General features: G+C 41.3%; 27 protein-coding genes, 1 tRNA gene and 1 pseudogene. 14 read left to right on the top strand and 15 right to left on the bottom strand.

The annotated features are described in order from the left end of the window. Both HT724_RS04000 and HT724_RS03995 read left to right on the top strand, forming a co-directional pair. Complete coding sequence (locus HT724_RS04000) at positions 1-849, top strand: formylglycine-generating enzyme family protein (RefSeq protein ID WP_173276507.1); 849 nt, start codon at positions 1-3, stop codon at positions 847-849. A gap of 14 nt (positions 850-863) precedes the next feature. Next, positions 864-1634 carry a TSUP family transporter gene (locus HT724_RS03995; protein WP_173276508.1) on the top strand — a complete coding sequence of 257 codons (771 nt, stop codon included), beginning with the start codon at positions 864-866 and terminating at the stop codon, positions 1632-1634. Between the two features lie 296 nt (positions 1635-1930). Here HT724_RS03995 and HT724_RS03990 read toward each other — a convergent pair whose 3' ends face one another. The 6 genes from HT724_RS03990 to HT724_RS03965 form a co-directional block, all read right to left on the bottom strand. Then, entirely contained in the window at positions 1931-2809 is an 879-nt protein-coding gene (locus tag HT724_RS03990; protein WP_173276509.1) for an SDR family NAD(P)-dependent oxidoreductase, read from the bottom strand. A gap of 1 nt (position 2810) precedes the next feature. Then, the gene (locus tag HT724_RS03985; RefSeq protein WP_173276510.1) at positions 2811-3647 is read right to left on the bottom strand and encodes an alpha/beta hydrolase; all 837 of its coding nucleotides are present in this window, start codon (positions 3645-3647) and stop codon (positions 2811-2813) included. A gap of 13 nt (positions 3648-3660) precedes the next feature. Beyond that, positions 3661-4665, bottom strand: a complete 1005-nt coding sequence (locus HT724_RS03980; protein ID WP_173276511.1) for an NADP-dependent oxidoreductase — start codon at positions 4663-4665, stop codon at positions 3661-3663. A 92-nt stretch (positions 4666-4757) separates the two neighbouring features. After that, complete coding sequence (locus HT724_RS03975; protein WP_000379854.1) at positions 4758-5189, bottom strand: Rrf2 family transcriptional regulator; 432 nt, start codon at positions 5187-5189, stop codon at positions 4758-4760. Between the two features lie 220 nt (positions 5190-5409). Continuing rightward, positions 5410-5482 (bottom strand) — tRNA-Lys (locus tag HT724_RS03970). 264 nt (positions 5483-5746) lie between these two features. Further along, positions 5747-7018 carry a replication-associated recombination protein A gene (locus HT724_RS03965; RefSeq protein ID WP_173276512.1) on the bottom strand — a complete coding sequence of 424 codons (1272 nt, stop codon included), beginning with the start codon at positions 7016-7018 and terminating at the stop codon, positions 5747-5749. A gap of 115 nt (positions 7019-7133) precedes the next feature. Between HT724_RS03965 and HT724_RS03960 the strand changes: the two genes are divergently transcribed. The 7 genes and pseudogenes from HT724_RS03960 to pepF all read left to right on the top strand — a co-directional run bounded on the left by HT724_RS03960 (position 7134) and on the right by pepF (position 13230). After that, positions 7134-7604 carry a DUF3013 family protein gene (locus tag HT724_RS03960; RefSeq protein WP_173276513.1) on the top strand — a complete coding sequence of 157 codons (471 nt, stop codon included), beginning with the start codon at positions 7134-7136 and terminating at the stop codon, positions 7602-7604. Between the two features lie 18 nt (positions 7605-7622). Then, positions 7623-8711 (top strand): annotated as a pseudogene (locus HT724_RS03955) (M50 family metallopeptidase). Then, positions 8692-9120: an NUDIX hydrolase gene (locus tag HT724_RS03950; RefSeq protein ID WP_173276514.1), complete on the top strand. Its 429-nt coding sequence runs from the start codon at positions 8692-8694 to the stop codon at positions 9118-9120. The pseudogene HT724_RS03955 and the gene HT724_RS03950 overlap by 20 nt, the downstream one beginning before the upstream one ends. Beyond that, complete coding sequence (locus tag HT724_RS03945) at positions 9117-9590, top strand: GNAT family N-acetyltransferase (RefSeq protein ID WP_050241890.1); 474 nt, start codon at positions 9117-9119, stop codon at positions 9588-9590. The genes HT724_RS03950 and HT724_RS03945 overlap by 4 nt, the downstream gene beginning before the upstream one ends. Positions 9591-9727: 137 nt before the next feature. After that, positions 9728-10678, top strand: a complete 951-nt coding sequence (gene prmA, locus HT724_RS03940; protein ID WP_173276515.1) for a 50S ribosomal protein L11 methyltransferase — start codon at positions 9728-9730, stop codon at positions 10676-10678. Between the two features lies 1 nt (position 10679). Further along, entirely contained in the window at positions 10680-11423 is a 744-nt protein-coding gene (locus HT724_RS03935) for a 16S rRNA (uracil(1498)-N(3))-methyltransferase (RefSeq protein WP_173276516.1), read from the top strand. 10 nt (positions 11424-11433) lie between these two features. Beyond that, positions 11434-13230 (top strand): oligoendopeptidase F, encoded by a 1797-nt coding sequence (gene pepF, locus HT724_RS03930; RefSeq protein ID WP_173276517.1) that lies wholly within the window; start codon positions 11434-11436, stop codon positions 13228-13230. A 167-nt stretch (positions 13231-13397) separates the two neighbouring features. Here the strand turns inward: pepF and HT724_RS03925 are convergent, their stop codons facing one another. Next, positions 13398-13787, bottom strand: coding sequence for a nuclear transport factor 2 family protein (locus HT724_RS03925; protein WP_173276518.1), 390 nt, complete (start codon positions 13785-13787; stop codon positions 13398-13400). A 148-nt stretch (positions 13788-13935) separates the two neighbouring features. On the opposite strand from HT724_RS03925, the gene HT724_RS03920 reads away from it, so the two are divergent. Together HT724_RS03920 and HT724_RS03915 are read left to right on the top strand one after the other, a co-directional pair. Next, positions 13936-14268, top strand: coding sequence for a helix-turn-helix domain-containing protein (locus HT724_RS03920; protein WP_000182730.1), 333 nt, complete (start codon positions 13936-13938; stop codon positions 14266-14268). Positions 14269-14279: 11 nt separating this feature from the next. Then, a complete protein-coding gene (locus tag HT724_RS03915; RefSeq protein ID WP_173276532.1) occupies positions 14280-15071 on the top strand; it encodes a DUF2785 domain-containing protein in 792 nt (263 codons plus the stop codon). A 107-nt stretch (positions 15072-15178) separates the two neighbouring features. Here the strand turns inward: HT724_RS03915 and HT724_RS03910 are convergent, their stop codons facing one another. Next, positions 15179-15943: a (S)-acetoin forming diacetyl reductase gene (locus HT724_RS03910; RefSeq protein ID WP_000048147.1), complete on the bottom strand. Its 765-nt coding sequence runs from the start codon at positions 15941-15943 to the stop codon at positions 15179-15181. A gap of 255 nt (positions 15944-16198) precedes the next feature. On the opposite strand from HT724_RS03910, the gene HT724_RS03905 reads away from it, so the two are divergent. Next, on the top strand, positions 16199-16867 hold the full coding sequence (locus HT724_RS03905; protein ID WP_173276519.1) for an MIP/aquaporin family protein: 669 nt from the start codon (positions 16199-16201) through the stop codon (positions 16865-16867). Between the two features lie 209 nt (positions 16868-17076). On the opposite strand, the gene queF is transcribed toward HT724_RS03905, so the two are convergent. The 7 genes from queF to HT724_RS03870 form a co-directional block, all read right to left on the bottom strand. After that, positions 17077-17568 carry a preQ(1) synthase gene (gene queF / locus HT724_RS03900; protein WP_000082587.1) on the bottom strand — a complete coding sequence of 164 codons (492 nt, stop codon included), beginning with the start codon at positions 17566-17568 and terminating at the stop codon, positions 17077-17079. An 18-nt stretch (positions 17569-17586) separates the two neighbouring features. Then, on the bottom strand, positions 17587-18303 hold the full coding sequence (gene queE / locus HT724_RS03895) for a 7-carboxy-7-deazaguanine synthase QueE (RefSeq protein ID WP_033687235.1): 717 nt from the start codon (positions 18301-18303) through the stop codon (positions 17587-17589). Beyond that, the gene (gene queD, locus HT724_RS03890) at positions 18296-18739 is read right to left on the bottom strand and encodes a 6-carboxytetrahydropterin synthase QueD (protein ID WP_000464573.1); all 444 of its coding nucleotides are present in this window, start codon (positions 18737-18739) and stop codon (positions 18296-18298) included. The genes queE and queD overlap by 8 nt, the downstream gene beginning before the upstream one ends. Further along, a complete protein-coding gene (gene queC, locus HT724_RS03885) occupies positions 18739-19392 on the bottom strand; it encodes a 7-cyano-7-deazaguanine synthase QueC (RefSeq protein ID WP_173276520.1) in 654 nt (217 codons plus the stop codon). The genes queD and queC overlap by 1 nt, the downstream gene beginning before the upstream one ends. Positions 19393-19593: 201 nt before the next feature. After that, a complete protein-coding gene (trxA, locus tag HT724_RS03880; protein ID WP_001029581.1) occupies positions 19594-19908 on the bottom strand; it encodes a thioredoxin in 315 nt (104 codons plus the stop codon). A 15-nt stretch (positions 19909-19923) separates the two neighbouring features. Then, positions 19924-20145, bottom strand: coding sequence for a DUF4649 family protein (locus HT724_RS03875; RefSeq protein WP_000570256.1), 222 nt, complete (start codon positions 20143-20145; stop codon positions 19924-19926). 99 nt (positions 20146-20244) lie between these two features. Continuing rightward, entirely contained in the window at positions 20245-20625 is a 381-nt protein-coding gene (locus HT724_RS03870) for a MarR family transcriptional regulator (protein ID WP_173276521.1), read from the bottom strand. 281 nt (positions 20626-20906) lie between these two features. On the opposite strand from HT724_RS03870, the gene HT724_RS03865 reads away from it, so the two are divergent. Further along, a complete protein-coding gene (locus HT724_RS03865; protein WP_000781325.1) occupies positions 20907-21281 on the top strand; it encodes a CidA/LrgA family protein in 375 nt (124 codons plus the stop codon). Then, positions 21278-21973, top strand: coding sequence for an LrgB family protein (locus HT724_RS03860; protein WP_173225627.1), 696 nt, complete (start codon positions 21278-21280; stop codon positions 21971-21973). Before HT724_RS03865 ends, HT724_RS03860 begins: the two co-directional genes overlap by 4 nt. Positions 21974-22001: the final 28 nt, after the last annotated feature.

The raw sequence follows: 22001 nt of genomic DNA, 5'->3' as shown, positions 1-22001 counted from the left end.
ATGAAGATGAAAAAAATCAAGGGTGGGACATTTATGATGGGAACAAATTCTGAAGAGGGCTTTTTAGATGATTTTGAAGGTCCTCAAGTTGCTATTAGTGTAAAGGATTTCTCCATTGCGGATACTCCAGTTACGAATCAAGAATTTGCTCAATTTGTGAAAGAAACAGGCTATAAAACACTAGCTGAGCGACAAGAGTGGTCTTTTGTTTTTATATTATTCGTTCCAGAGGCAGAAAGGGAGGGATATCCTCATCCTGCTGGGGCTCCGTGGTGGTTACAAGTTCCGAACGCTTGCTGGAAACATCCCTACGGTGAGAACAGTAATCTAGTGGGTTTAGAAGACCATCCAGTAGTTCATGTTGCTTTAGAAGATGCATTGGCTTTCTGTAATTGGAGCGGAATGTCTTTACCGACTGAAGCACAGTGGGAATATGCTGCTAGAGGTGGAAAACAATCTGAATATCCTTGGGGAGACACTCTTTTAGAAGGTGGATATTATCATGCCAATACTTGGCAAGGAAGATTTCCTTATGAAAATACTGGCTTAGATGGATTTATAGGAACGGCTCCTGTCTATGAATTTTTACCTAATGATTTTGGTCTATATCAAATGATTGGGAATGTTTGGGAATGGTGTCGCAATCCGAGATATACCTTATTAGCTAGTTTTAATGAAGATGACTATGAGTTGCCAAAATATGGGATACAAGAGGAGGAGTATGCTATCAGAGGAGGTTCCTTTTTATGTCATTGTTCTTATTGTAATCGATACCGAGTAGCTGCTAGAAATGGATGTATTTCTACTTCCACTAGTAGCCATCTAGGTTTTAGATGTTTGAAAGAATAGGATGGACTTAAAAAGTGGTTGAGATTATTTATTTTCTAATCATTATAATAGCTAGTGGATTGGGTTCTATATCAGGCATGGGTGGTGGAATTATAATTAAGCCACTTATGGATAGTTTTGGATACCATTCGGTCAGTGATATTGCTTTTTATTCTAGTTTCTCTGTTTTTATAATGGCGATTATTTCAACAATCAAAAGATTTTCACAAAGTAAAGAGATAAAATGGAGATTGATTTTTACGGTATCCTTTTCTTCTGTTTTAGGAGGATTTCTGGGTCATCTTATTTTTCAAGTTTTGTTATCTCAATTATCAGTACGGCTAGTATCCATTGTTCAAATGATTTTACTATTTGTGATGCTACTTGTATCATTTGTTTTAACAGATTTTAAAAAAACTTATCAATTTGATAAGATAGGATTCTATATGATTTGTGGTCTTCTATTGGGCTTGATTTCTAGTTTTTTAGGGATTGGTGGTGGTCCGCTCAATGTATCTTTATTGATGGTGTTTTTCTCTATTTCGATAAAAGAAGCAACGATGTATTCTCTTGCAATTATTTTCTTTTCTCAGCTGTCTCATTTGGCTACAATTGTTGTGGTTACAGGTTTAAATCAGTATCATTTAGCACCTGTTCCAGTTATTTTTCTTGCTTCTATATGCGGAGGGGTATTGGGGACGATTGTATCAAAAGTCTTACCTGAAAATTGGGTAAGATACTGTTTTAAAGGGATGTTATTCTTTGTCATGGGAATGACTTTATATAATTTATTTCATATTTTGTAAGGTCAGTGTGAAAATATTTAAATAGACTTCCTGTAAAAACTGGATTTAACGCCCTCCATTTGTCAAATTAAGCTAGACAGTCTTACCAACTCAGAAAATACCTGATGAGGTGTTTGGTATCCAAGGGATTTAGGTGGGATGTGATTTCTTGAGGCTGGGAAAAAAGTCTTTAAAATTAAAAAACGTATAATATCAGGTGTTGAAAACTTTGATACTATGCGTTTTATTGTGGGAAGATTTACTTCGTTTTCTCCTGAAATTGAGTTCCTGTCCAGTCTTCCTCTTGTATTAAATTTTTAATCAAACTCAACATGTTTCTGTTTGAACAACTTAATTTTATCATTACAGTAATTGATTAAATCTTGAGCTTTTTCAAGTGTATATCCTTTTTCAGATACAGATTTTACTTTCTTCTCATCAAAGTAGTAGCCAGTCAAACCAGTGATTTCTTCTGATAATGTAAGATAGTAGCCTGTTTCAATTCCCTCGTCTAGATTTTTGGAAAATGACTTCATCAAGCGTCCGAAGAGAGACTTTTTCGTCTTTTCATCACTGGAATCATTCCCTAAGTTGGTTGAAATTAAGCCAGGATGGTAAGAATTGATGGTGATGCTTGAACCTTTTAGAAAGAATTCTCTGGCTAAATAGCGTGTCATCCAAATAGTGTAGAGTTTGGAGTTGTTATAGGCCAATTCGGGATTATAGTTGTTCACAAATCCAAAGTCTAAATCCTTGACCTTGGCAAAATGATGCATATAGGAAGAAGTATTAATGACACGGCCGTCAGCCGCTTTTTCTAACAAGGGGCTTAGCTCAGTTGTTAAAATATAAGGAACCAGAACGGATAACATAAAAGTCAACTCGACATTTTCAGTACTCGCTTTTCGTTCTTTTACAGCATACAGGCCTGCATTGTTAAACAAGACATCGATCCTTGAAAAGTCTCTCTTGATTTCCTCTATAAATCGATAAACATCATTTAATTTTGAAAAATCTGCAAGGTAGCTAGAAACTCTGCCTCTCAAGGAAACTGCCCGAACCTCTTGAAGCGCCAGCTCAAGTTTTTGAGGATTTCGACCATGGAGGATGACATGATGCCCTTTACTGGCCAATTTCTTTGCCAAATGTTTACCGATACCGTCAGTAGCACCTGTAATCAGAATCGTTTTGACCATCTTAGTCCTCCAAGAAAGCCAGTAGTTCTTTTGAAAATTCATCTGCATATTGGAAGATTGAACCGTGCCCAGCATTTGGATAGATGATCAGCTTACTATTTTCGATTTTTGCATGCATATCGTAAGAATTTTCCGTTGGAACCTGCATATCCTTATCCCCGTTGACGATTAAGGTTGGTTGAGTGATAAATTTTAGGTCGTCTTGAGGATCTTTCCCCCAACGTTTAATAGCTTTGAGTTGAGTTAGGAATCCTGATAGATTCATGTCTTTATCCGCAAATTCCTTTGTTCTCATCCCCATTCGTCCGAGGACTTTCAAAGCTTCAATTTTCCCTTGTTCATCATGATTATAGAAGATATAGCGTTTAGGATCGATGCGCTCGAGTCCAGCTTTAAACATATAGTTAAAGGTTTTCCCTGTGACCTTATCGACCTCTTTTCCGCCTCGAGGTCCTGTTCCAGCCAAGATTAAACGATTGACTAGAGTAGGATTGATTCTGATGATTTCTTGGGCAATCATACCTCCCATAGAAAGACCGAGAAGATTGATTTTATCGTAACCAAGCGCTTTTACAAAGTCAGTTGTCTGCTCAGCCATTCCAGGAATCGTCGAAGCAACTTTTCCTTGACTGGCTCCAACACCAGGAAGATCGACTACAATGACATGGTGTTTTTCAGCAATCAGGTCTAAGAGTTTAGGATCCCAGTTATCTAGAGTTGCTGCCAAATGGACTAGCATCAGAAGAGGCAGTTTTGATTTGCCTTTACTGAGTTCGCGATAGGCAATTTGGTTTCCTTGGACAGTGATGTATTGATTTTTTGTTGTAATATATGACATTGTGTTTTCCTTTTTATTTCTTAAAGCTGAGAACTGTTTTTCCACGTGAGCGACCATTAGCTACCTTTTCTAAGGCGCTATTTACCTCTTCAAATGGATAAACTCTATCGATAGAGGGTTTGACTTCTAATTTACTAAAAAGGTCAGCTACCTCTTGTAATTGAGTGCCATTGCTTTCTACAAAGATAAAATGGTAGTGGACGCCATATTTTTCTGCCATTTTATCAAATTTGTGACCTGCTAGTCCAAGTAAAATTTGTTTCCATTTTGGTAGATTCATACGTTTGGCAAAGGTACCGTTTGGCATGGCACGAAGTGAAACAAGCTGTCCACTTTTTTTCATGATAGACATTTGTTTTTCAGTTTCAGCTCCACCGAGAGTATCGAGGACATAATCCACCTGGCTAACAGTTTTTGTATAATCCTCTGTTTTGTAATCGATAAATCTATCTGCTCTTAGTTTCAAGACACGCTCAGCACTATCTCCAGCTCCATTTGTGATGACTTTCAATCCTTTGGCTTTGGCAATTGGAATGGCCATTCCACCGACACCTCCAGTACCACCAGAAATAAAGATCGTTTTCCCAGCTTGAGAGCCCATGAGGTCAAGAGCCTGCATGATAGTCAATGCAGTAAGCGGAACAGCAGCAGCTTCCTCGTCTGATAGATAGTCTGGAACCTTGGCTAAGGCTTGGCTATCGACAGCTAGGTATTCTGCAAAGGCGCCGATATGATCAAGTGGCAGACGGCCAAAGATACGGTCTCCTACCTGAAAGTTGTCAACTTGCTTGCCAATGCTTTCAACGATTCCAACCACTTCGTTACCTGCAGTTTGAGGAAGTTTGTAAGGAACAATCATCTTGACCTCACCACGAGAAATCATGTTATCGAGAGGATTAACACCGGCTGCGGATACTTTCACCAAGACTTGTTTGTCTGTAATACTTGGTTTAGCGATTTCTGTGATGTTCAGTGTGATATTGTTTTTGTTATAAGTAGTATGTTGTGCGGCTTTCATGTGATTTCTCTTTTCTTTTTTAATACGATTGTATATACTTGTATCTAATACAAGTTCATGTTGTTTTTAGTAAAAACTGACTTGCTATCAAATCAGTTTCGGACTTGTTTGGCTTGTTTATATAGATTGTCAATGACATCTTCTAAAGTTTGATTTGCTAATTCCTTCTCTAATTGAGATTCGGCACTAGCGAAAAGCGGTGAAACTGCTCCTTGGATATGTTTTCCAACGGGACAATCGGGATTACTATTTTGATGAACAGGAAATAAACTAATGTGATTGATTTCTTGAGTAGCATAGTAGATCTCTAGTAAAGTCATTTTCTTTGGAGATTTACTGAGTTGATAGCCTGTTTTTCCTTGCTGGGAATGAATCAAATCTGCATTTTTCAATAAGGCAATCACCTTTCGAATGTAACTAGCGTTAGTCCCAACACTAATAGCTAATGCTTGAGAACTTAAGGTTTCCTTGCTTTCACTAATCATGGTTAAGATATGCAAAGCAACTGAGAATTTTGTATCCATCTGAACTCCTTTTTGATAAACATGTATCAGGTACAAATACAAGTATAACAAAAATTAAATGAAAAGCAAGACTTTTGTTTTAAATTTAAAAAAATTTTTTGAAGAGTGTCTTAAGATTAAAGATGTCTGGAAAGGAAATTGATAAACAAATGTGGGACAAATCTGACTTAGACAAGCAAAAAAAGCCTTGTAAATCAAGGCTTTTCCTGTTGTATTTAGATGCCCCCTACAGGGATCGAACCTGTGACCCACGGATTAAGAGTCCGCTGCTCTGCCAGCTGAGCTAAGGAGGCAAAGAAAAAAGCTGTATTGGTGCCGAAACTTCACGGTTTGTATTGAACCCGCGCAATTAAGCAGGTGGGCAACTCGCTCTAACTGAAGCTGTTTCCGTGTGAGACGGCCTACATGCTGTTAGAAGACTTTTGTTTCCCTAATAATACAAAAAATAGTCGGTCAACACTTAAGTGTGAAGTCGTACACCACAGCGTTTCTATGTTTATATGATACCACTTTTTCAAAAAAAATCAAGAGGAAAGTGCAATTTTTTGAAAAGGATTTCAGATTTTTCGCAAACGGTCGATAGCTTCCTTTCTTTGAGCCAAAGCCCGTTCATATTTACCAGTATCTTCTGCTTGGAAATAGTGATGATTGCGAATTTTTTCTGGCAGATAGTTTTGTTTAATCCAATTTCCAGGATAGTTGTGGGGATAGAGATAGTCTTGGGCATTTCCCAGTTCCTTGCTTCCACTGTAGTGACCATCACGCAAGTGTCGCGGAATGGGCAAATGACCTGATGTTTTGAGGTCAGCAAGTGCCTTATCCATAGCTACATAGGCTGAGTTGGATTTTGGAGAAAGGGCCAAATCAATCACGACATTGGCAATGAGAATGCGGGCTTCTGGGAAACCAATCCTTTGTGCAGCATCCAGAGCAGTCACGGTATGAATCTGGGCTTCAGGGTTGGCCAAACCGATATCTTCATAGGCGATAACGGTCAAGCGTCGAGCGAGACTTGGCAAATCACCAGCCTCAATCAAGCGGGCAGCATAGTGGAGACTAGCATCCACATCCGAGCCACGGATAGACTTTTGCAGGGCTGAGAGAACATCATAGTGGCCATCTCCATCCTTATCCATAGTGATGTAGCTTCGCTGTAGGCTATTTTCCATGATGTCGAGGGTGATATGGCGGATGCCCTCGTCATTTTCAGGGGTAGAGAGAACTGCCAAATCCAGCGAGTTAAAGGCAGAACGCAGGTCTCCGTTTGTAGAGGTTGCGATGAAATCCAGCGCATCCTCATCTAGTTCTACTGGAAAATCAAAACCACGCTCAGGGTTACTTAGAGCTATCTGCAGGGCCTCTTTGACGTCTTGGTTAGACAGAGGTTCCAACTCAAAAATTTGAACACGGCTACGAATGGCAGGAGTGACAGAAAAGAAAGGATTTTCAGTCGTAGCGCCAATCATGATGACTAGTCCACTTTCCAAGAGAGGCAAGAGGAAGTCTTGCTTGGTTTTATCTAGTCTATGAATCTCGTCTAGTAATAGGACGAGACCACCAGAGAATTTAGCCTCTTCCGCAATTTCTTGCAGTCGTTTTTTACTATCAACTGTTGCATTGAAAGTTCGAAAGGCATACTTTGTCGTTCCAGCGATGGCTGAGGCAATACTGGTCTTGCCTATTCCCGGAGGTCCATAGAGAATCATGGAGGACAGACGGTTGGCCTCCACCATGCGGCGGATGATTTTTCCAGGTCCGACCAGATGCTCCTGACCGATTACCTGGTCGATGGTTTTAGGGCGCATGCGAAGCGCGAGATTGTCTGGCATAGCAGTCCTTTCTAACGTGGATTTTCTGATGTATATGTGGTAAGATGGTAGTATCTATTTTAGCATATTTCCGAGCAATCGGGGCGATTTAAGAGTCGCATAGAAAGAGGACAAAATGGCAACATATGGATTTTTAGATGTTTTAGAGGAAGAGTTGGAGAAGAATTTTCCCTTTGACTTTGAGATTAGTTGGGACAAGCGTAACCACGCGGTTGAAGTGAGTTTTCTATTGGAAGCACAAAACTCTGCAGGTGTGGAGATGGTGGATGAAGATGGAGAGGTTTCATCAGATGACATTCTCTTTGAAGAAGCAGTGCTTTTTTACAATCCTGCCAAATCAACAGTCAATGCAGAAGACTATTTGACGGTCATTCCTTACCTACCTAAAAAAGGATTTTCTCGCGAATTTTTAGCTTATTTTGCGCTATTCCTCAAAGATACTGCCGAGGTTGGACTAGATGCCCTCATGGACTTTTTGGAAGACCCAGAAGCAGAAGAATTTGTCATGGAATGGAACCAAGAAGTCTTTGAAGAAGGAAAAGTCGGCTTGGAAGAGGGAGAGTTTTACCCTTATCCGAGATACTAGGAGTTGGATGGAGATTTTATGAAGAAAATTGGGATTTATTTGGTTTATGTGCTAGCTGTTGTCTTTATTATGCTGGCTTGTGCTTGTGGAACAATCGCATTTGCAGAGTTGGGGTATTCTGCAGTTTTAGTCTTTACTTTTGGTTATGCCTTCGCTCTTCTAAGTATGTATTTAATCTTGATTCTTCATGAGCTGGGACATGCTTTTTGTGGCTACTTGACAGGCTATCGGCTGGTGGCTTTTGGGTTAGGACATTTTATTTTGACCAAAAAGTCAGGCAGGTTTCATCTTAGTAGAACAGCCATTCTGAAAAGTGTTGGTGCTCAATACATTGGTTTAAAAGAGGATGAAAGCGATCAAAGAATCATCCTGATGCTTTCAGGAGGCTTGATGGTTCATCTCAGCTTGATATTATTGGCGATAGTGTTTGGTTTTTTGACAAGAAGCTGGTATTTTGCAGGCACTTGGATTTTTCTTAATTTGTCTTTCTTCCTAAATAACATTTTGCCAGTCGGCATCACCGATGGCGCAAAAATTTGGGAATTGCTACAATACCCTGAAAATACGAAATACGCCTACCTGATGTTGAGGCATTCTGCCCAGACCTTGCTAGCTCCTCAAGAATATGATTTAAAAGACTTTATCATGTCTGTTGATGAGGAGGCGAGAGGGAGTTTTGCAGAAAGTGTTCAGACTCTTCAGGGGTTGGTATTCATATTGGATGATAATATAGAGCTTGCAAAGCAACAGTTTCAGTCTGTGTTAGAGAAAACAGATAATCCAATGTCTAAAACTAGTTCTCAATTATACCTTCTTTAAATTGCTCTGATGGAAGGAGATAATAAGAAAGCGGAAGAATATGTAAGTATTCGAGGGGTCAAATCCTTTTTATCTATAAAAACAGCAGATATGCAGGTCATTCAAGCTTGGTATCAATTTAAGGTAAAGAAAGATGTAGTTCAAACTCACATGGCTATGAAGATTGCTAGACAGAAAATGAATAGCAGCCGGTTGTTACGGGATGAGAAAAGCTATTATCAAAACTGGTTAGCCGAGCTGGAAAAGGAAATGTCAGAAGGAACTGAAGATGAAACTAGAAATATCTGATTTCATAGGCTGTAAGATTGCTTTGTTTTGTGGGGATAGGCTCTTGACCATCTTACGAGATGATAAGGCAAGCATTCCCTGGCCCAATATGTGGGAACTGCCCGGTGGGGGACGAGAGGGGGATGAAAGTCCTTTTGAGTGCGTGGCGCGTGAAGTTTATGAAGAACTGGGAATTCATCTGACTGAGGATTATCTGCTATGGAGTAAGGTTTATCCAAGTATGCTTTTTGCGGATAAACAATCTGTATTTCTAGTCGGCAAGTTAACGCAAGAACAGTTTGACCAGATTGTATTTGGAGATGAAGGACAGGGCTATCAGTTAATGAATGTCGAGGAATTTCTTACTTCCAGTCAAGTTGTACCTCAGTTGCAGGGTAGATTGAGGGATTATTTGGAGGAAAGTTTATGATAAGACTTGAACGAGCAGGAGCAGAGGATTTGGAGACCATCATTGCGATTCAAAGAGCTAGCTTTAAGGCTGTCTATGAAAAATATCAAGATGAGTATGATCCTTATCTCGAGGATCGTGAACGAATCAAGTGGAAATTGGTTGAGCGTCCCAATAGCTATTACTACTTTTTGAAAGAAAAGGGAGAAAATATCGGATTTTTACGAGTTCAGACCAATGAAGAGTTGACGGAGGCTTGGCTGGGAACGGCAGCGATTTTGCCCCAGTATCAAGGAAAAGGTTATGGTTCTGAAGGATTGAAATTGCTGGAAAAGGAATTTCCAATGATTAAACAGTGGGATTTGTGTACGGTATTACAGGATGAAGGTATGGTTGCTTTCTATGAGAAGAACGGCTACCATCAAACCCATATTGAACCTGAAAAAGAAGGTATGGATATGGTTTACATGAAAAAATGCATAGAGAAATAGAAAGGATAGTTCAGTTACATTTCTAAACTGAACCCGCCCTAAACACTGTGCTAAAAAGATAAACTTCTCTTAGACACAAGCGTCTTCAGAGAATTTCCTATTTTGGTTTTGTGTTTTACGGGCTTGGTATCTTAAATATGGAAACATGGCAAGAGTTAAAAGTTACAGTGAAGCGTGAGGGGGAGGAATTGGTTTCCAATCTCTTGATTGAGTTGGGAGCGCAAGGTGTCGCGATTGAAGACAGTATGGACTATGTGGGAAATGTTGACCGCTTCGGCGAGATTTTCCCAGAGGTCGAGCAACAGGAAGAAATCGTAGTGACAGCCTACTATCCTGACACGGTAGATGTGGAAGTGGTTGAGGCAGATTTACAGGCTTGCCTAGCAGAATTGACAGATTTTATGGATTTGGGTGAGATCAAGATGGGGACGACTGCCTTGGCTGAGGAAGACTGGGCAGACAACTGGAAGAAATACTATGAACCAGCTCGTATCACTCATGATTTGACTATCGTGCCGTCTTGGACAGACTATGAGGCGACTGCTGGGGAAAAGATTATCAAGCTGGACCCTGGTATGGCCTTTGGTACTGGAACGCATCCAACTACCAAGATGAGCCTCTTTGCCTTGGAGCAGGTTCTTCGTGGTGGGGAAACAGTGCTAGATGTGGGGACTGGTTCAGGGGTTCTCTCTATTGCCAGCTCGCTGCTTGGTGCTAAGGAAATCTTTGCCTACGATCTGGATGATGTGGCGGTTCGTGTTGCTCAGGAAAATATTGAGCTCAACCCTGGAATGGAAAATATCCATGTTGCTGCTGGAGACTTGCTTAAGGGTGTTGAGATTGAGGCAGATGTCATCGTGGCAAACATCTTGGCGGATATCCTCATTCATCTGACAGACGATGCCTATCGTTTGGTCAAGGATGAAGGCTACCTCATCATGAGTGGAATTATTAAGGACAAGTGGGGCATGGTGCGCGAGTCGGCTGAGTCAGCTGGATTTTTCCTCGAAACTCATATGGTTCAAGGGGAATGGAATGCCTGTGTTTTCAAAAAAACTAAGGATATTTCAGGTGTGATTGGAGGCTAGTATGCAGCAGTATTTTGTCAAGGGTAATGCTACCTCGCCAGTCACCATTGAGGACAAGGAAACCAGCAAGCATATGTTTCAGGTTATGCGCTTGAAAGAAGATGATGAGGTTACTTTGGTTTTTGATGATGGAATTAAGCGCTTGGCGCGCGTGCTGGATGTAGAAGCACGTCAGTTTGAGTTGGTCCAAGAATTAGCTGACAATGTGGAACTGCCCGTTCAAGTGACCATTGCATCCGGCTTTCCCAAGGGGGACAAGTTGGAGTTTATCACTCAAAAAGTAACCGAACTGGGTGCCAGCCAGATTTGGGCCTTTCCTGCCGATTGGTCCGTTGCTAAGTGGGATGGAAAGAAATTGGGTAAAAAGGTCGAAAAACTAGAAAAAATTGCCCTTGGAGCGGCCGAGCAAAGCAAGCGTAATGTTGTTCCAAGTATCCAGCTTTTTGAAAGGAAAGCAGACTTTCTAGCCCAACTTGACCAGTTTGACCGCGTCGTAGTAGCTTATGAAGAGTCGGCCAAAGAAGGAGAAGCCGCTGCACTTTTACAAGCAGTCACTGGTCTTGAAAAAGGAGCCAAATTACTCTTTATCTTTGGTCCAGAAGGTGGCCTGTCACCTGCGGAAATCGAAAGTTTTGAAGCAAAAGGAGCTGTTCTTGCAGGACTTGGTCCTCGTATTTTGCGAGCAGAAACAGCACCACTTTACGCTTTATCAGCCCTTAGTGTTTTATTAGAATTAGAGAAATAAGAGGAAGAAAATGGAACAAAAACACCGTTCAGAATTTCCAGAGAAGGAACTTTGGGATTTAACAGCCCTATACCAAGACCGTGAGGATTTCTTACGTGCAATCGAGAAGGCTCGAGAAGACATCAATCAATTTAGCCGTGATTACAAGGGTAATCTTCATACTTTTGAGGATTTTGAAAAGGCCTTTGCGGAATTAGAGCAAATCTACATTCAGATGAGCCATATTGGAAACTATGGTTTTATGCCTCAGACGACGGACTATAGCAATGACGAATTTGCCAATATTGCCCAAGCTGGGATGGAATTTGAAACAGACGCCAGCGTAGCCTTGGCCTTCTTTGACGATGCCTTGGTGGCAGCAGACGAGGAAGTCTTGGACCGTTTGGGTGAATTACCTCATTTGACGGCGGCCATTCGTCAGGCAAAAATCAAAAAAGCTCACTATCTAGGGGCTGATGTGGAGAAGGCCTTGACCAATTTAGGAGAGGTTTTCTACAGTCCGCAGGATATTTACACTAAGATGCGAGCTGGGGATTTTGAAATGGCTGACTTTGAAGCTCATGGCAAGACCTACAAAAATAGCTTTGTTACCTATGAGAACTTCTACCAAAACCATGAGGACGCTGAGGTTCGTGAGAAATCCTTCCGTTCCTTCTCAGAAGGTCTTCGTAAGCACCAAAATACGGCTGCGGCAGCCTACCTAGCTCAAGTTAAGTCTGAAAAACTACTAGCTGATATGAAGGGCTATGACTCCGTCTTTGATTATCTTCTGGCTGAACAAGAAGTGGACCGTGCTATGTTTGACCGCCAGATTGACCTCATCATGAAGGATTTTGCCCCAGTTGCACAGAGATACCTCAAGCATGTTGCCAAGGTCAATGGTCTTGAAAAGATGACCTTTGCAGACTGGAAATTGGACTTGGATAGCGCCCTCAATCCTCAAGTGACCATTGACGATGCCTATGATTTGGTCATGAAGTCGGTAGAACCTTTGGGTCAAGAATATTGTCAGGAAGTTGCTCGCTATCAAGAAGAGCGCTGGGTGGACTTCGCTGCCAATAGTGGCAAGGATTCTGGTGGCTATGCGGCGGATCCATATCGCGTGCACCCTTATGTTCTCATGAGCTGGACAGGGCGTTTGAGCGATGTCTATACCTTGATTCATGAAATCGGGCATTCTGGTCAATTCATCTTTTCAGATAATCATCAAAGCTACTTTAATGCCCACATGTCGACCTACTATGTTGAAGCGCCGTCAACCTTCAATGAATTGCTTCTCAGTGATTACTTGGAGCATCAATCTGACGACCCTCGTCAAAAACGCTTCGCTCTGGCTCACCGCTTGACAGACACCTACTTCCATAACTTTATCACTCACCTCTTGGAAGCAGCCTTCCAACGTAAGGTTTATACATTGATTGAAGAAGGAGAAACCTTCGGGGCAAGCAAACTCAACAGTATTATGAAGGAAGTCTTGACGGATTTCTGGGGTGATGCCATTGAGATTGATGATGATGCAGCTTTGACTTGGATGCGCCAAGCTCACTACTACATGGGCTTGTATAGCTATACTTATTCTGCAGGTCTTGTAATCTCGACAGCTGGTTACCTACATCTGAAACATTCTGAGAACGGAGCTGAAGACTGGCTCAATCTCCTCAAATCAGGTGGTAGTAAGACACCGCTTGAGTCAGCCATGATTATCGGAGCCGATATTTCAACAGATAAACCACTCCGTGATACCATCCAGTTCTTGTCTGACACAGTTGACCAGATTATCGCCTACAGTGCCCAGTTGGGAGAGTAAATTAAAAGAGTCGGGGACAAAAGTTTAACTTAAATATAAAAAGCGAACAAAACGAGTTATCTGATACTCAGAATTCTGTCTTGTTCGCTTTTTTTCTAATCTATCGATTTTAAAAATTTAGAATAAAGAATTCCTAAAATCAAAATTTTTTGTCCCTACCTCTTAAATTATCCCCAAAAGCTATCTTCTTCAGCTTGATCTGAAGAGAAGAGCCAAACTTCTTTGATTTTTCCGTCTTCAATACGGAAGAGGTCAATCCCGTTCATATTGAGTTCAGTACCATCAGCCCGTGTTCCAAGAAAAGTAACATTGGCTGCGATTAAATCCTTATTGTCAGAAACCCAATTTGTTATCACCTTAAAGGTTCCATTAGTTTTCTCAGCAAATGTAGCTAGGTGAGCTCCTAGCTTGTCCTTACCAACAACTGTACCAGATATACTATGATTACCAGGTTGATGCCAGACAATATCGTCTGCCATCGTTTCAAAGACACCAGGAAAGTCACCAGCAATTAAAGCTTGGTTATAAGCATTGAAAATTTCTAAGTTTGTTGACATATCTATTCTCCATTTCTTTTTTATGATATAATTGTAACAGTTACAAACAAAAAAACAAGTAGACACTTTTTTGATAGCTGGTATCAAAAGTAGTACTTTTATTGATACTAAAAGATAAATTTTTTAAAAAATAGAAAGAAGATATTTTATGACAAATAAAGTGAGTGAGTATGGGATTTGTCCATTTGCGACAACGCAGAGGGTTTTAACGGGGAAATGGGCACTGGTAATCATTTACCAGTTGAGTACGGGTACCAAACGATTTAAAGAATTGCAGAGATTATTGCCTGGGATTACTCAAACTATTTTGACCCGTCATCTCCGTCAATTAGAAAAGGATAAGATTGTTCAACGAAAGGTCTATGCCGAAGTTCCACCACGAGTTGAGTACAGCTTAACCGAAATGGGGCAGGAATTCAGAGTTGTTTTAGATGCTGTCGAGAAATGGGGTCTAGATTATATCAAGTTGCTAGAAATGTAGAGGTATTGCCCATGTATCAAGAGTTACTTATAAAAATGGCAGAAGAAAAACCAAGTTATCATGATGAAGAAATCCAGTGGTTGCTTGACCATTTGGGAGATCCTTCTCCAGAAATTCGCGATGATCTTGTTTTTACAAGCTTTGCTAGAGGGATTCAGGAAGAGCTATTTACACAGGAACAATTTCATTTCATTGCTGAGGAAATTTTATCTGATGGAGGACTCGATAAAGAGATTGATAAGGTAGGCCTGCCAACACTTGAACGTTCTTTTAGGGCGCTTATTTATGCAAATCTCTTGTCGGCAGATGCCAACCAGCAATCGATTTTTTATCAGGAATTAAATGCAGTAATTCGTAATGTCCTTTTAAATCAGGGTTTGTATTATCTTTCAAAAGAAAAGGATACAAGGGGTTTTTCAAGTCAGTATGGTTGGGTTCATGCTTTTGCACATGGAGCCGATTTACTGACAGAGGTGGTTTGTCATCCAGACTTTCCTAAAAACAGAGTTCATGAAGTATTTGATATACTTGGCCAACTATTTAAAAGAATTTCGATTCGCTTTACAGATGATGAAGATTGGCGTTTAGCAAGAGTGATCTATGAACCGATTTTACAAGGGAAGTTAGCGCAAGAGCAAGTAGCTTCTTGGATAAAAACTGTTGACTTTCCGATAGAAGAAAGGGAGGATTTTTACAAATTTTCCAACTTTAGATCTTGTCTGTTGGAAGTCTATGTCCAACTTGACCAGAGAAATAGTTTACAAGATGACTTGAAAGAAGCTATCCAGTCTTTTCAATACTAGGGATAAGCTAATATTATTTATTGAAAGGGTTTCTATTGTATCTTCCTAACTAATAATGAAAACTAATAAAAGAGGTTGAATCATTTTCCAACCTCTTTTCCTGTATCTTAATGGAATTGCATACCACCATCAACGATAATGGTTTGTCCTGTAATGTAGTTTGAATCCGGTCCTGCAAGGAAGCTGACAGCAGCAGCCACATCTTCTGGTTCAGATAGACGTTTTAGGGTAATATCTTTTGCAAATGTCTGCATACCCCACTCGTCATCTTTTCCTGCATTTTTACCAACTTCATGAGCGATGTCGTACATCATTGGTGTTTTCACAATACCTGGTGCGTAGGCGTTAACAGTGATGCCTGAGTCTGCTAAATCACGTGCTAATGTTTGCGTAATTCCACGAACAGCAAATTTTGTCCCACCATAAACAGTTAGATTTGGATTGCCGACTACACCAGCTTGAGAGGTTGCGTTGATAATTTTACCTCCGTGGCCAAGTGCTTTAAATTGCGCTTGTGCAGCTTGTGAACCCCAAATGACACCACCAACGTTGATACCGAAAGTGCGTGTAAATTGTTCCTCAGTAATTGTATCAAGAGGAGTAGTTGGAGCAACACCAGCGTTATTTACGACAACATTCAAATCACCAAAATGGTCAACAACCTTTTGAAATGCTTGTGCAACTTCGGCCTGTTTCGAAACATCGGCCACGACAGCAAAGGCATTTTCAGCTGATAATTCGGCAACAGCTTTTTCAGCTGTTTCGGGATTGTAGTCTAAGACTCCTACCTTAAAGCCATCTTGAACCAATCGTTTTGCGATTGCAAAACCGATTCCTTGACCTGCACCTGTGACAATAGCAACTTTAGACATATGCTTCCTCCTTGGTATCCACGATACCATTCAAACGTTCATAAAAGAACAGCAAAGTTGTAAAAATTAGTTCAAATTAGGGAATGAATAACTAATTAGAACTATATTGACATTATATAACTTTGGAAAAAATGTTTCAAATAAATGCTACCGTTTTTATAGAATTCTATCCTGAAAATTTCCAATCAATTTTCTTGAAACCCTTTCTTTCTTTTGATAGACTAATATCTAGTTTTTGAAAAAAGGAGAAAGAAAATGAAAAAAATTGTTGCTGAGTTAATCGGTACGTTCATGCTTGTGTTCGTTGGGACGGGAGCTGTTGTTTTTGGAAATGGTCTTGATGGCCTTGGTCACCTAGGGATTGCCTTTGCCTTTGGTCTGGCAATCGTAGTTGCAGCCTACTCAATCGGAACTGTTTCAGGTGCCCACTTGAACCCAGCTGTTTCGATTGCTATGTTTGTCAATAAACGTTTGTCATCTTCGGAGCTTGTCAACTACATCTTTGGACAAGTAGTTGGAGCTTTCCTTGCGTCAGCTGCGGTCTTCTTCCTCTTGTCTAATTCAGGTATGTCAACTGCAAGTCTTGGTGAAAATGCCTTGGCAAACGGTGTTACTGTCTTTGGTGGTTTCTTGTTTGAAGTTATCGCAACTTTCTTGTTTGTCTTGGTTATCATGACTGTGACTTCAGAAAGCAAGGGAAATGGCGCGATTGCTGGTTTGGTAATCGGTTTGTCCTTGATGGCGATGATTCTTGTGGGATTGAACATTACTGGGCTTTCAGTAAACCCAGCTCGTAGCTTGGCACCAGCTGTCTTGGTAGGTGGCGCAGCTCTTCAACAAGTTTGGATTTTCATCCTTGCGCCAATCGTTGGTGGGGTTCTTGCAGCCCTTGTTGCAAAAAACTTCCTTGGAACAGAAGAATAATTGAAACTCAAAAAGCCTTGCTCCTCATTTTGAGGAACAGGGCTTTTTCGTATCTGTTTATACTCAATGAAAATCAAAGAGCAAACTAGGAAACTAACCGCAGGTTGCTCAAAGCACTGTTTTGAGGTTGTAGATGAAACTGACAAAGTCAATAACCATACATACGGCAAGGCGATGTTGACGCGGTTTGAAGAGATTTTCGAAGAGTATTAGCGGTTATCAATTTTCTCTGGATAAAGGTCGTGTTGGAAGAGGCGTTGTTCTGCCAAGCCTTCATACTTAGTTCCTGGCTTACCGTAATTGTAGTAGGGGTCAATTGAGATGCCACCGCGCGGAGTGAATTTTCCCCAGACTTCTAAATAGCGAGGGTCTAGCAAGTTGACCAAGTCTTTCCCGATGGTGTTGATACAGTTTTCGTGGAAATCTCCGTGGTTTCGGTAACTAAAGAGGTAGAGTTTGAGGGATTTTGACTCAACACAGAGCTTGTCAGGGATGTAGGAAATATAAATCGTCGCAAAGTCTGGTTGAGCAGTAATTGGGCAAAGTGAGGTAAATTCAGGGCAGTTAAATTTGATAAAATAGTCATTTTCCACATGACGATTGTCAAAGGATTCGAGGACTTCTGGTTGATATTCGAAAATGTAGTTGGTTTCTTTGTTGCCGAGGAGGCTTAGGTTTTTCATTTCTTCTTGTTGTGACATGATTTTTTCTTTCTAATTTTAAACACCACGTTGGTTATCGTAGAGGAGTGTATGGAGTTGAGGAAGGACGCGGACATTGCCCCAGCTATCGTCGGCAGCGATGCGTTCCCAGAGTTCTTTGAGGCGGTCCAGTTGGTCTTGGACAATATTGCCTGTGGCCTTGGGCTCAGGATTTCCAGCCGATAAGAAGAGGACATCTGGTTGGTAACGTTCTTGAATGCCTTTCGCAAAGGCTAAATCGGCATCGTCAAAGACAGGGATTTTAAAGGTGACCTTGTCTGGATCCAGTTGGGAAACGATAAAGTCCAAGGTCTCAAAGTTGACTTCCATCTTGGATGAAGGAGGTTTGGGACTGAGAGTAACTTGGTCGATGTCTTTCAACCAAGTTTGCCAGCGGGAGCCTTGGGTCTCAACAGCTAGAGTGACACCACGTTCCTTGAGTTTAGTGACGAGTTCAGCCATGTTGGCTGCTAGGATAGCAGGATTTCCCCCAGACAGGGTTACATAGTCGTAGCTCCCCAATTTATCCAAGGCAGCAATGACTTCGTCAGCTGTCATACGAGTTGGTTTTTCAGAGCCATCCCAAGTAAAGGCAGAATCGCACCAGTCGCAGTGGTAGTCGCAACCAGCAGTGCGGACAAACATGGTTTTCTGCCCGATAGCACGACCTTCGCCTTGAAAGGTTGGGCCAAAAATTTCCAGAACTGGTAGTTTGAGAACACGTTCCCTAGTCATCTAACCACTCCCGTCTAAACTCCGCAAAGGCAGTCGGAGTCTCATAGAGGCGAACGTATTCCAAACGGAGACCGCGCTCGTCTGGCAACTCTTGGTTCATGGTTTGGAAAATCCAGTAAACCATATTTTCAGCAGTCGTGTTCATATAGGGAAGAGTTTCGTTTAGATAGCGATGATCCAAGTGGGGCTCTAAGTAGTTCTTGTAGATCGCTTTGATGTCTCCGAAATCGTAGGTCATGCCACGTTCATCTAAAAATCCACTGACAGCAATCTGCAGATGATAGGTATGACCATGCAGGGATTTGCATTTTCCCTCATAGTGAAAGAGGTGGTGGGCAGCATCGAAGGTAAATTCTTTTGATACCAAGGTTCTGTGAGGATTGTAGACAAGAGACTCCCCAGTTTCCTGTTTGATTTCTTTGGGTGCAAAAAACATTAGTCCTCTCCTTTCTGTGAGAGATAAACATCTAGACCATGCTGACGTAGGTGGCAGGCTGGACAATCTCCACAGCCACTTCCGATAATCCCGTTGTAGCAGGTTAAGGTCTTTTCACGAACATAGTCAAAGGCACCGAGTTTGTCAGCTAATTCCCAAGTTTCAGCCTTGTCTAGCCACATGAGAGGTGTTTGGATAACGAAGTCGTAATCCATGGCAAGGTTGAGGGTGACATTGAGGGATTTGACAAAGACATCTCGACAATCAGGGTAGCCTGAAAAATCTGTCTCGCAGACACCTGTCACGATGTCTGTAATGCCCCGTTGCTTAGCAAGAACTGCCGCAAAGGATAGAAAGAGGTGGTTGCGACCATCAACGAAGGTATTGGGAACCTCTCCCTCTTTTTGCTCAATCTCCATATCAGAGGTCAAGGCATTTTCAGTGATTTGTCCCAGTAGAGACATATCTAGGATGTGATGGCGAATCCCCTGTTCCTTAGCAATTTCTCTAGCGACTTGAATTTCGAGATGATGGCGTTGGCCGTAGGCAAAGGTAACAGCTTCGACCGTTTCATAGTGTTCTTTAGCCCAAAAGAGGCAGGTTGTAGAATCTTGACCGCCACTAAAGACGACCAAGGCTGATTGACGTTTCATAGTACTCCTTCCAAAATGGGAAATGTTCAGAGCACGCAAAAAGCTCCCATTAGGGAGCTAAAAAATACCAAGTAGAGGTTTTTTTTAGCGATGGCATGTCCCAAACATCGTAATATTCTACTTACAGTCTAGCATATTTTTTGAAAAATGGCAAAGGGCAAGAAAAAAGAGACCAAAGAAAGTACTTGGTCTCTAATGTGATTAGCTCAATTCAGCAACGATGGCCTTGATTTGTTCTGCAGTATGAACACCTGCAACTTGTTTGACAACTTGGCCGTCTTTTTTGAAGAGAAGAGTTGGGATAGACATGATTCCAAAGGCACGAGCTGTGTTTGGATTTTCATCAACGTCCATTTTAACGATTTTCAAAACATCTTCTGAAAGTTCTTCAGACAATTTATCCAAGATTGGACCTTGCATACGACATGGACCACACCAAGTTGCCCAGAAGTCTACCAAGACCAAACCGTCTTTTGTTTCTTGTTCGAATGTTGCATCTGTAATTGCTTTTGCCATTGTATTTCTCCTTTTTTAGTTATATTGGCTTAAATCTTGTTTCATGAGATAGAAGAAGACATCTCCATAAGTCCCATGGTAGTCCAAATCATGACCATTGTAGGTTAATTTTTGGACAGGGTAGTAGTCTGCGACGCCGATAAGGCAAGCTTGTTGCGAACGATCAAAGTCTTCATAAGATTCGAAAGTCACAGTTCTTTCGTTCTTGCTGGCATCTAGATAGGTAATTTCAATCATTTTAAAAACTCCTTTGTTTAATGATGACTTTATTTTACTCCTTGTAAAAGAGAATGTCAAGAAAAATGATTGCGCACGCAACTTTTTTCTAAAATCATCTCAAATCAAGAGATCCAAACCAGTTTCCAAGCTTTCTTCGACAGCCTTTTGTAGCGAGGCCAGTGTCTTTTGTCCATCACTTGTCAGGCAGATAAAGCTAGAGCGTCGATCTTGATGGCAACACATACGACTGAGCAGACCGCAATTTTTAGCTTCCAAGCGAGCCACCATCCGAGAAACAGCGCTCGGGCTCAGATGAAGCTTATCTGGCAGGTCAATCTGGCGTAGAGATTTTTCTTCAGCCAAGTCCAGATAGTAGAGTAGGTAGAACTCTTTCAAGGTCAGACTTTGCTCGCTCTGCTGGGCAATGGTCTCTTCCAAGCGAGTCTCGATTTCTTTCTGACGCCGATTGAAGTCAAACCATTTTTCCAAATAGGTCATAGTATCTCCTTTCTTTTTAGAGTTGTAAATAGAGGAAAGTCCATTCACGGACAGTCTCTGCATCACAAGATGATTGCGCATGCAATAATTATACTACTTTTCAAGGATACTGGCAAGAAGGACGCTGGAATATTTTATCCTAAATTACACTGTTTTCACAAGTCAAGAATTGTTTGTATCCCCTTTCCTCTCTAATTTTTAATGACTCTTGTGCATTTCCTTGAAATTTTCTGAAAAAAGAGTAAACTGGTATGCAAGAAGTCTATTTCGTGGAGTTTAGGATGAAATTATATGTTCAATTAATGATTCTCTTTGTGATTTCTCTAATCGGAGAGGGGATTTCCAGTTTCTTTCATTTGCCTATCCCAGGCAGTATTATCGGTTTGATTATTCTCTTTCTAGCCCTACAATTCAAGTGGCTGAGAACCAGACATGTCAACATGGTGGGGAATTTCTTGCTGGCCAATATGACCATTCTCTTTTTGCCGCCAGCAGTGGGAATCATGGAAAAGTTTGATGTGATTGCTCCCTATCTTTTGCCCATTGTTTTGATTGTCTTTTTTGCAGCTGTTATCAATATTATCCTCATTGCTTTGGTGGTTCAGTTTATCAAGAGACGGTTTGAGGGAGATTATGAGAAAGGAGATGCCAAATGAGTGAATTTGTTTCCAATCCCCTGTTTGGGCTTGCCCTGTCAATCCTAGCTTATCTAGTGGGAATGCTGATTTACAGACGTTTTCCCCATCCATTGACAACGCCCTTGCTTTTGTCAGCTGTTTTCATTATCATCTTTCTAAAAGTGACGGGTATTTCTTACCAAGATTACTACCAAGGTGGGGTTTATCTGAACAACTTGATTGTTCCGTCGACCGTGGCTCTGGGGATTCCGCTTTATAAGAGTTTTCATCTGATGAAGCACCATGCTCGCAGTATTCTCTTTGGTAGTCTGTTAGCGGTAGTGGTCAATACCTCTTTCACAGCACTTGTGGCGAAAATTTTTGGCATGGACTTTTTCCTAGCCATTTCTCTCTTTCCCAAGTCAGTAACAACTGCTATGGCAGTGGGAATCACAGAAAAATTGCAAGGTCTGACGACTGTGACCTTGGTGGTTGTAGTGGCGACTGGAATTTTAACCAGTGTCATCGGCCCAACCCTTTTGAAGTGGTTGAAAATTGACGACCCAGTAGCTGTTGGTCTTTCCCTTGGAGGAACAGGCCACGCAGTCGGAACAGGCACAGCCTTCCGATACGGCTCTGTAGCAGGAGCCATGGGTGGTTTGGCTATCGGTGTCACCGGTATTCTCTATGTCTTTGTCAGCCCTATTGTAGCCGGTTTGATATTGAGTTAAATCAAAACCCAGCTTTTTAGCTGGGCAT

Source organism: Streptococcus sp. k-402, assembly GCF_013277515.1.
GTDB lineage: Bacteria > Bacillota > Bacilli > Lactobacillales > Streptococcaceae > Streptococcus.
This window is presented reverse-complemented; position numbering and strand designations above follow the sequence as displayed.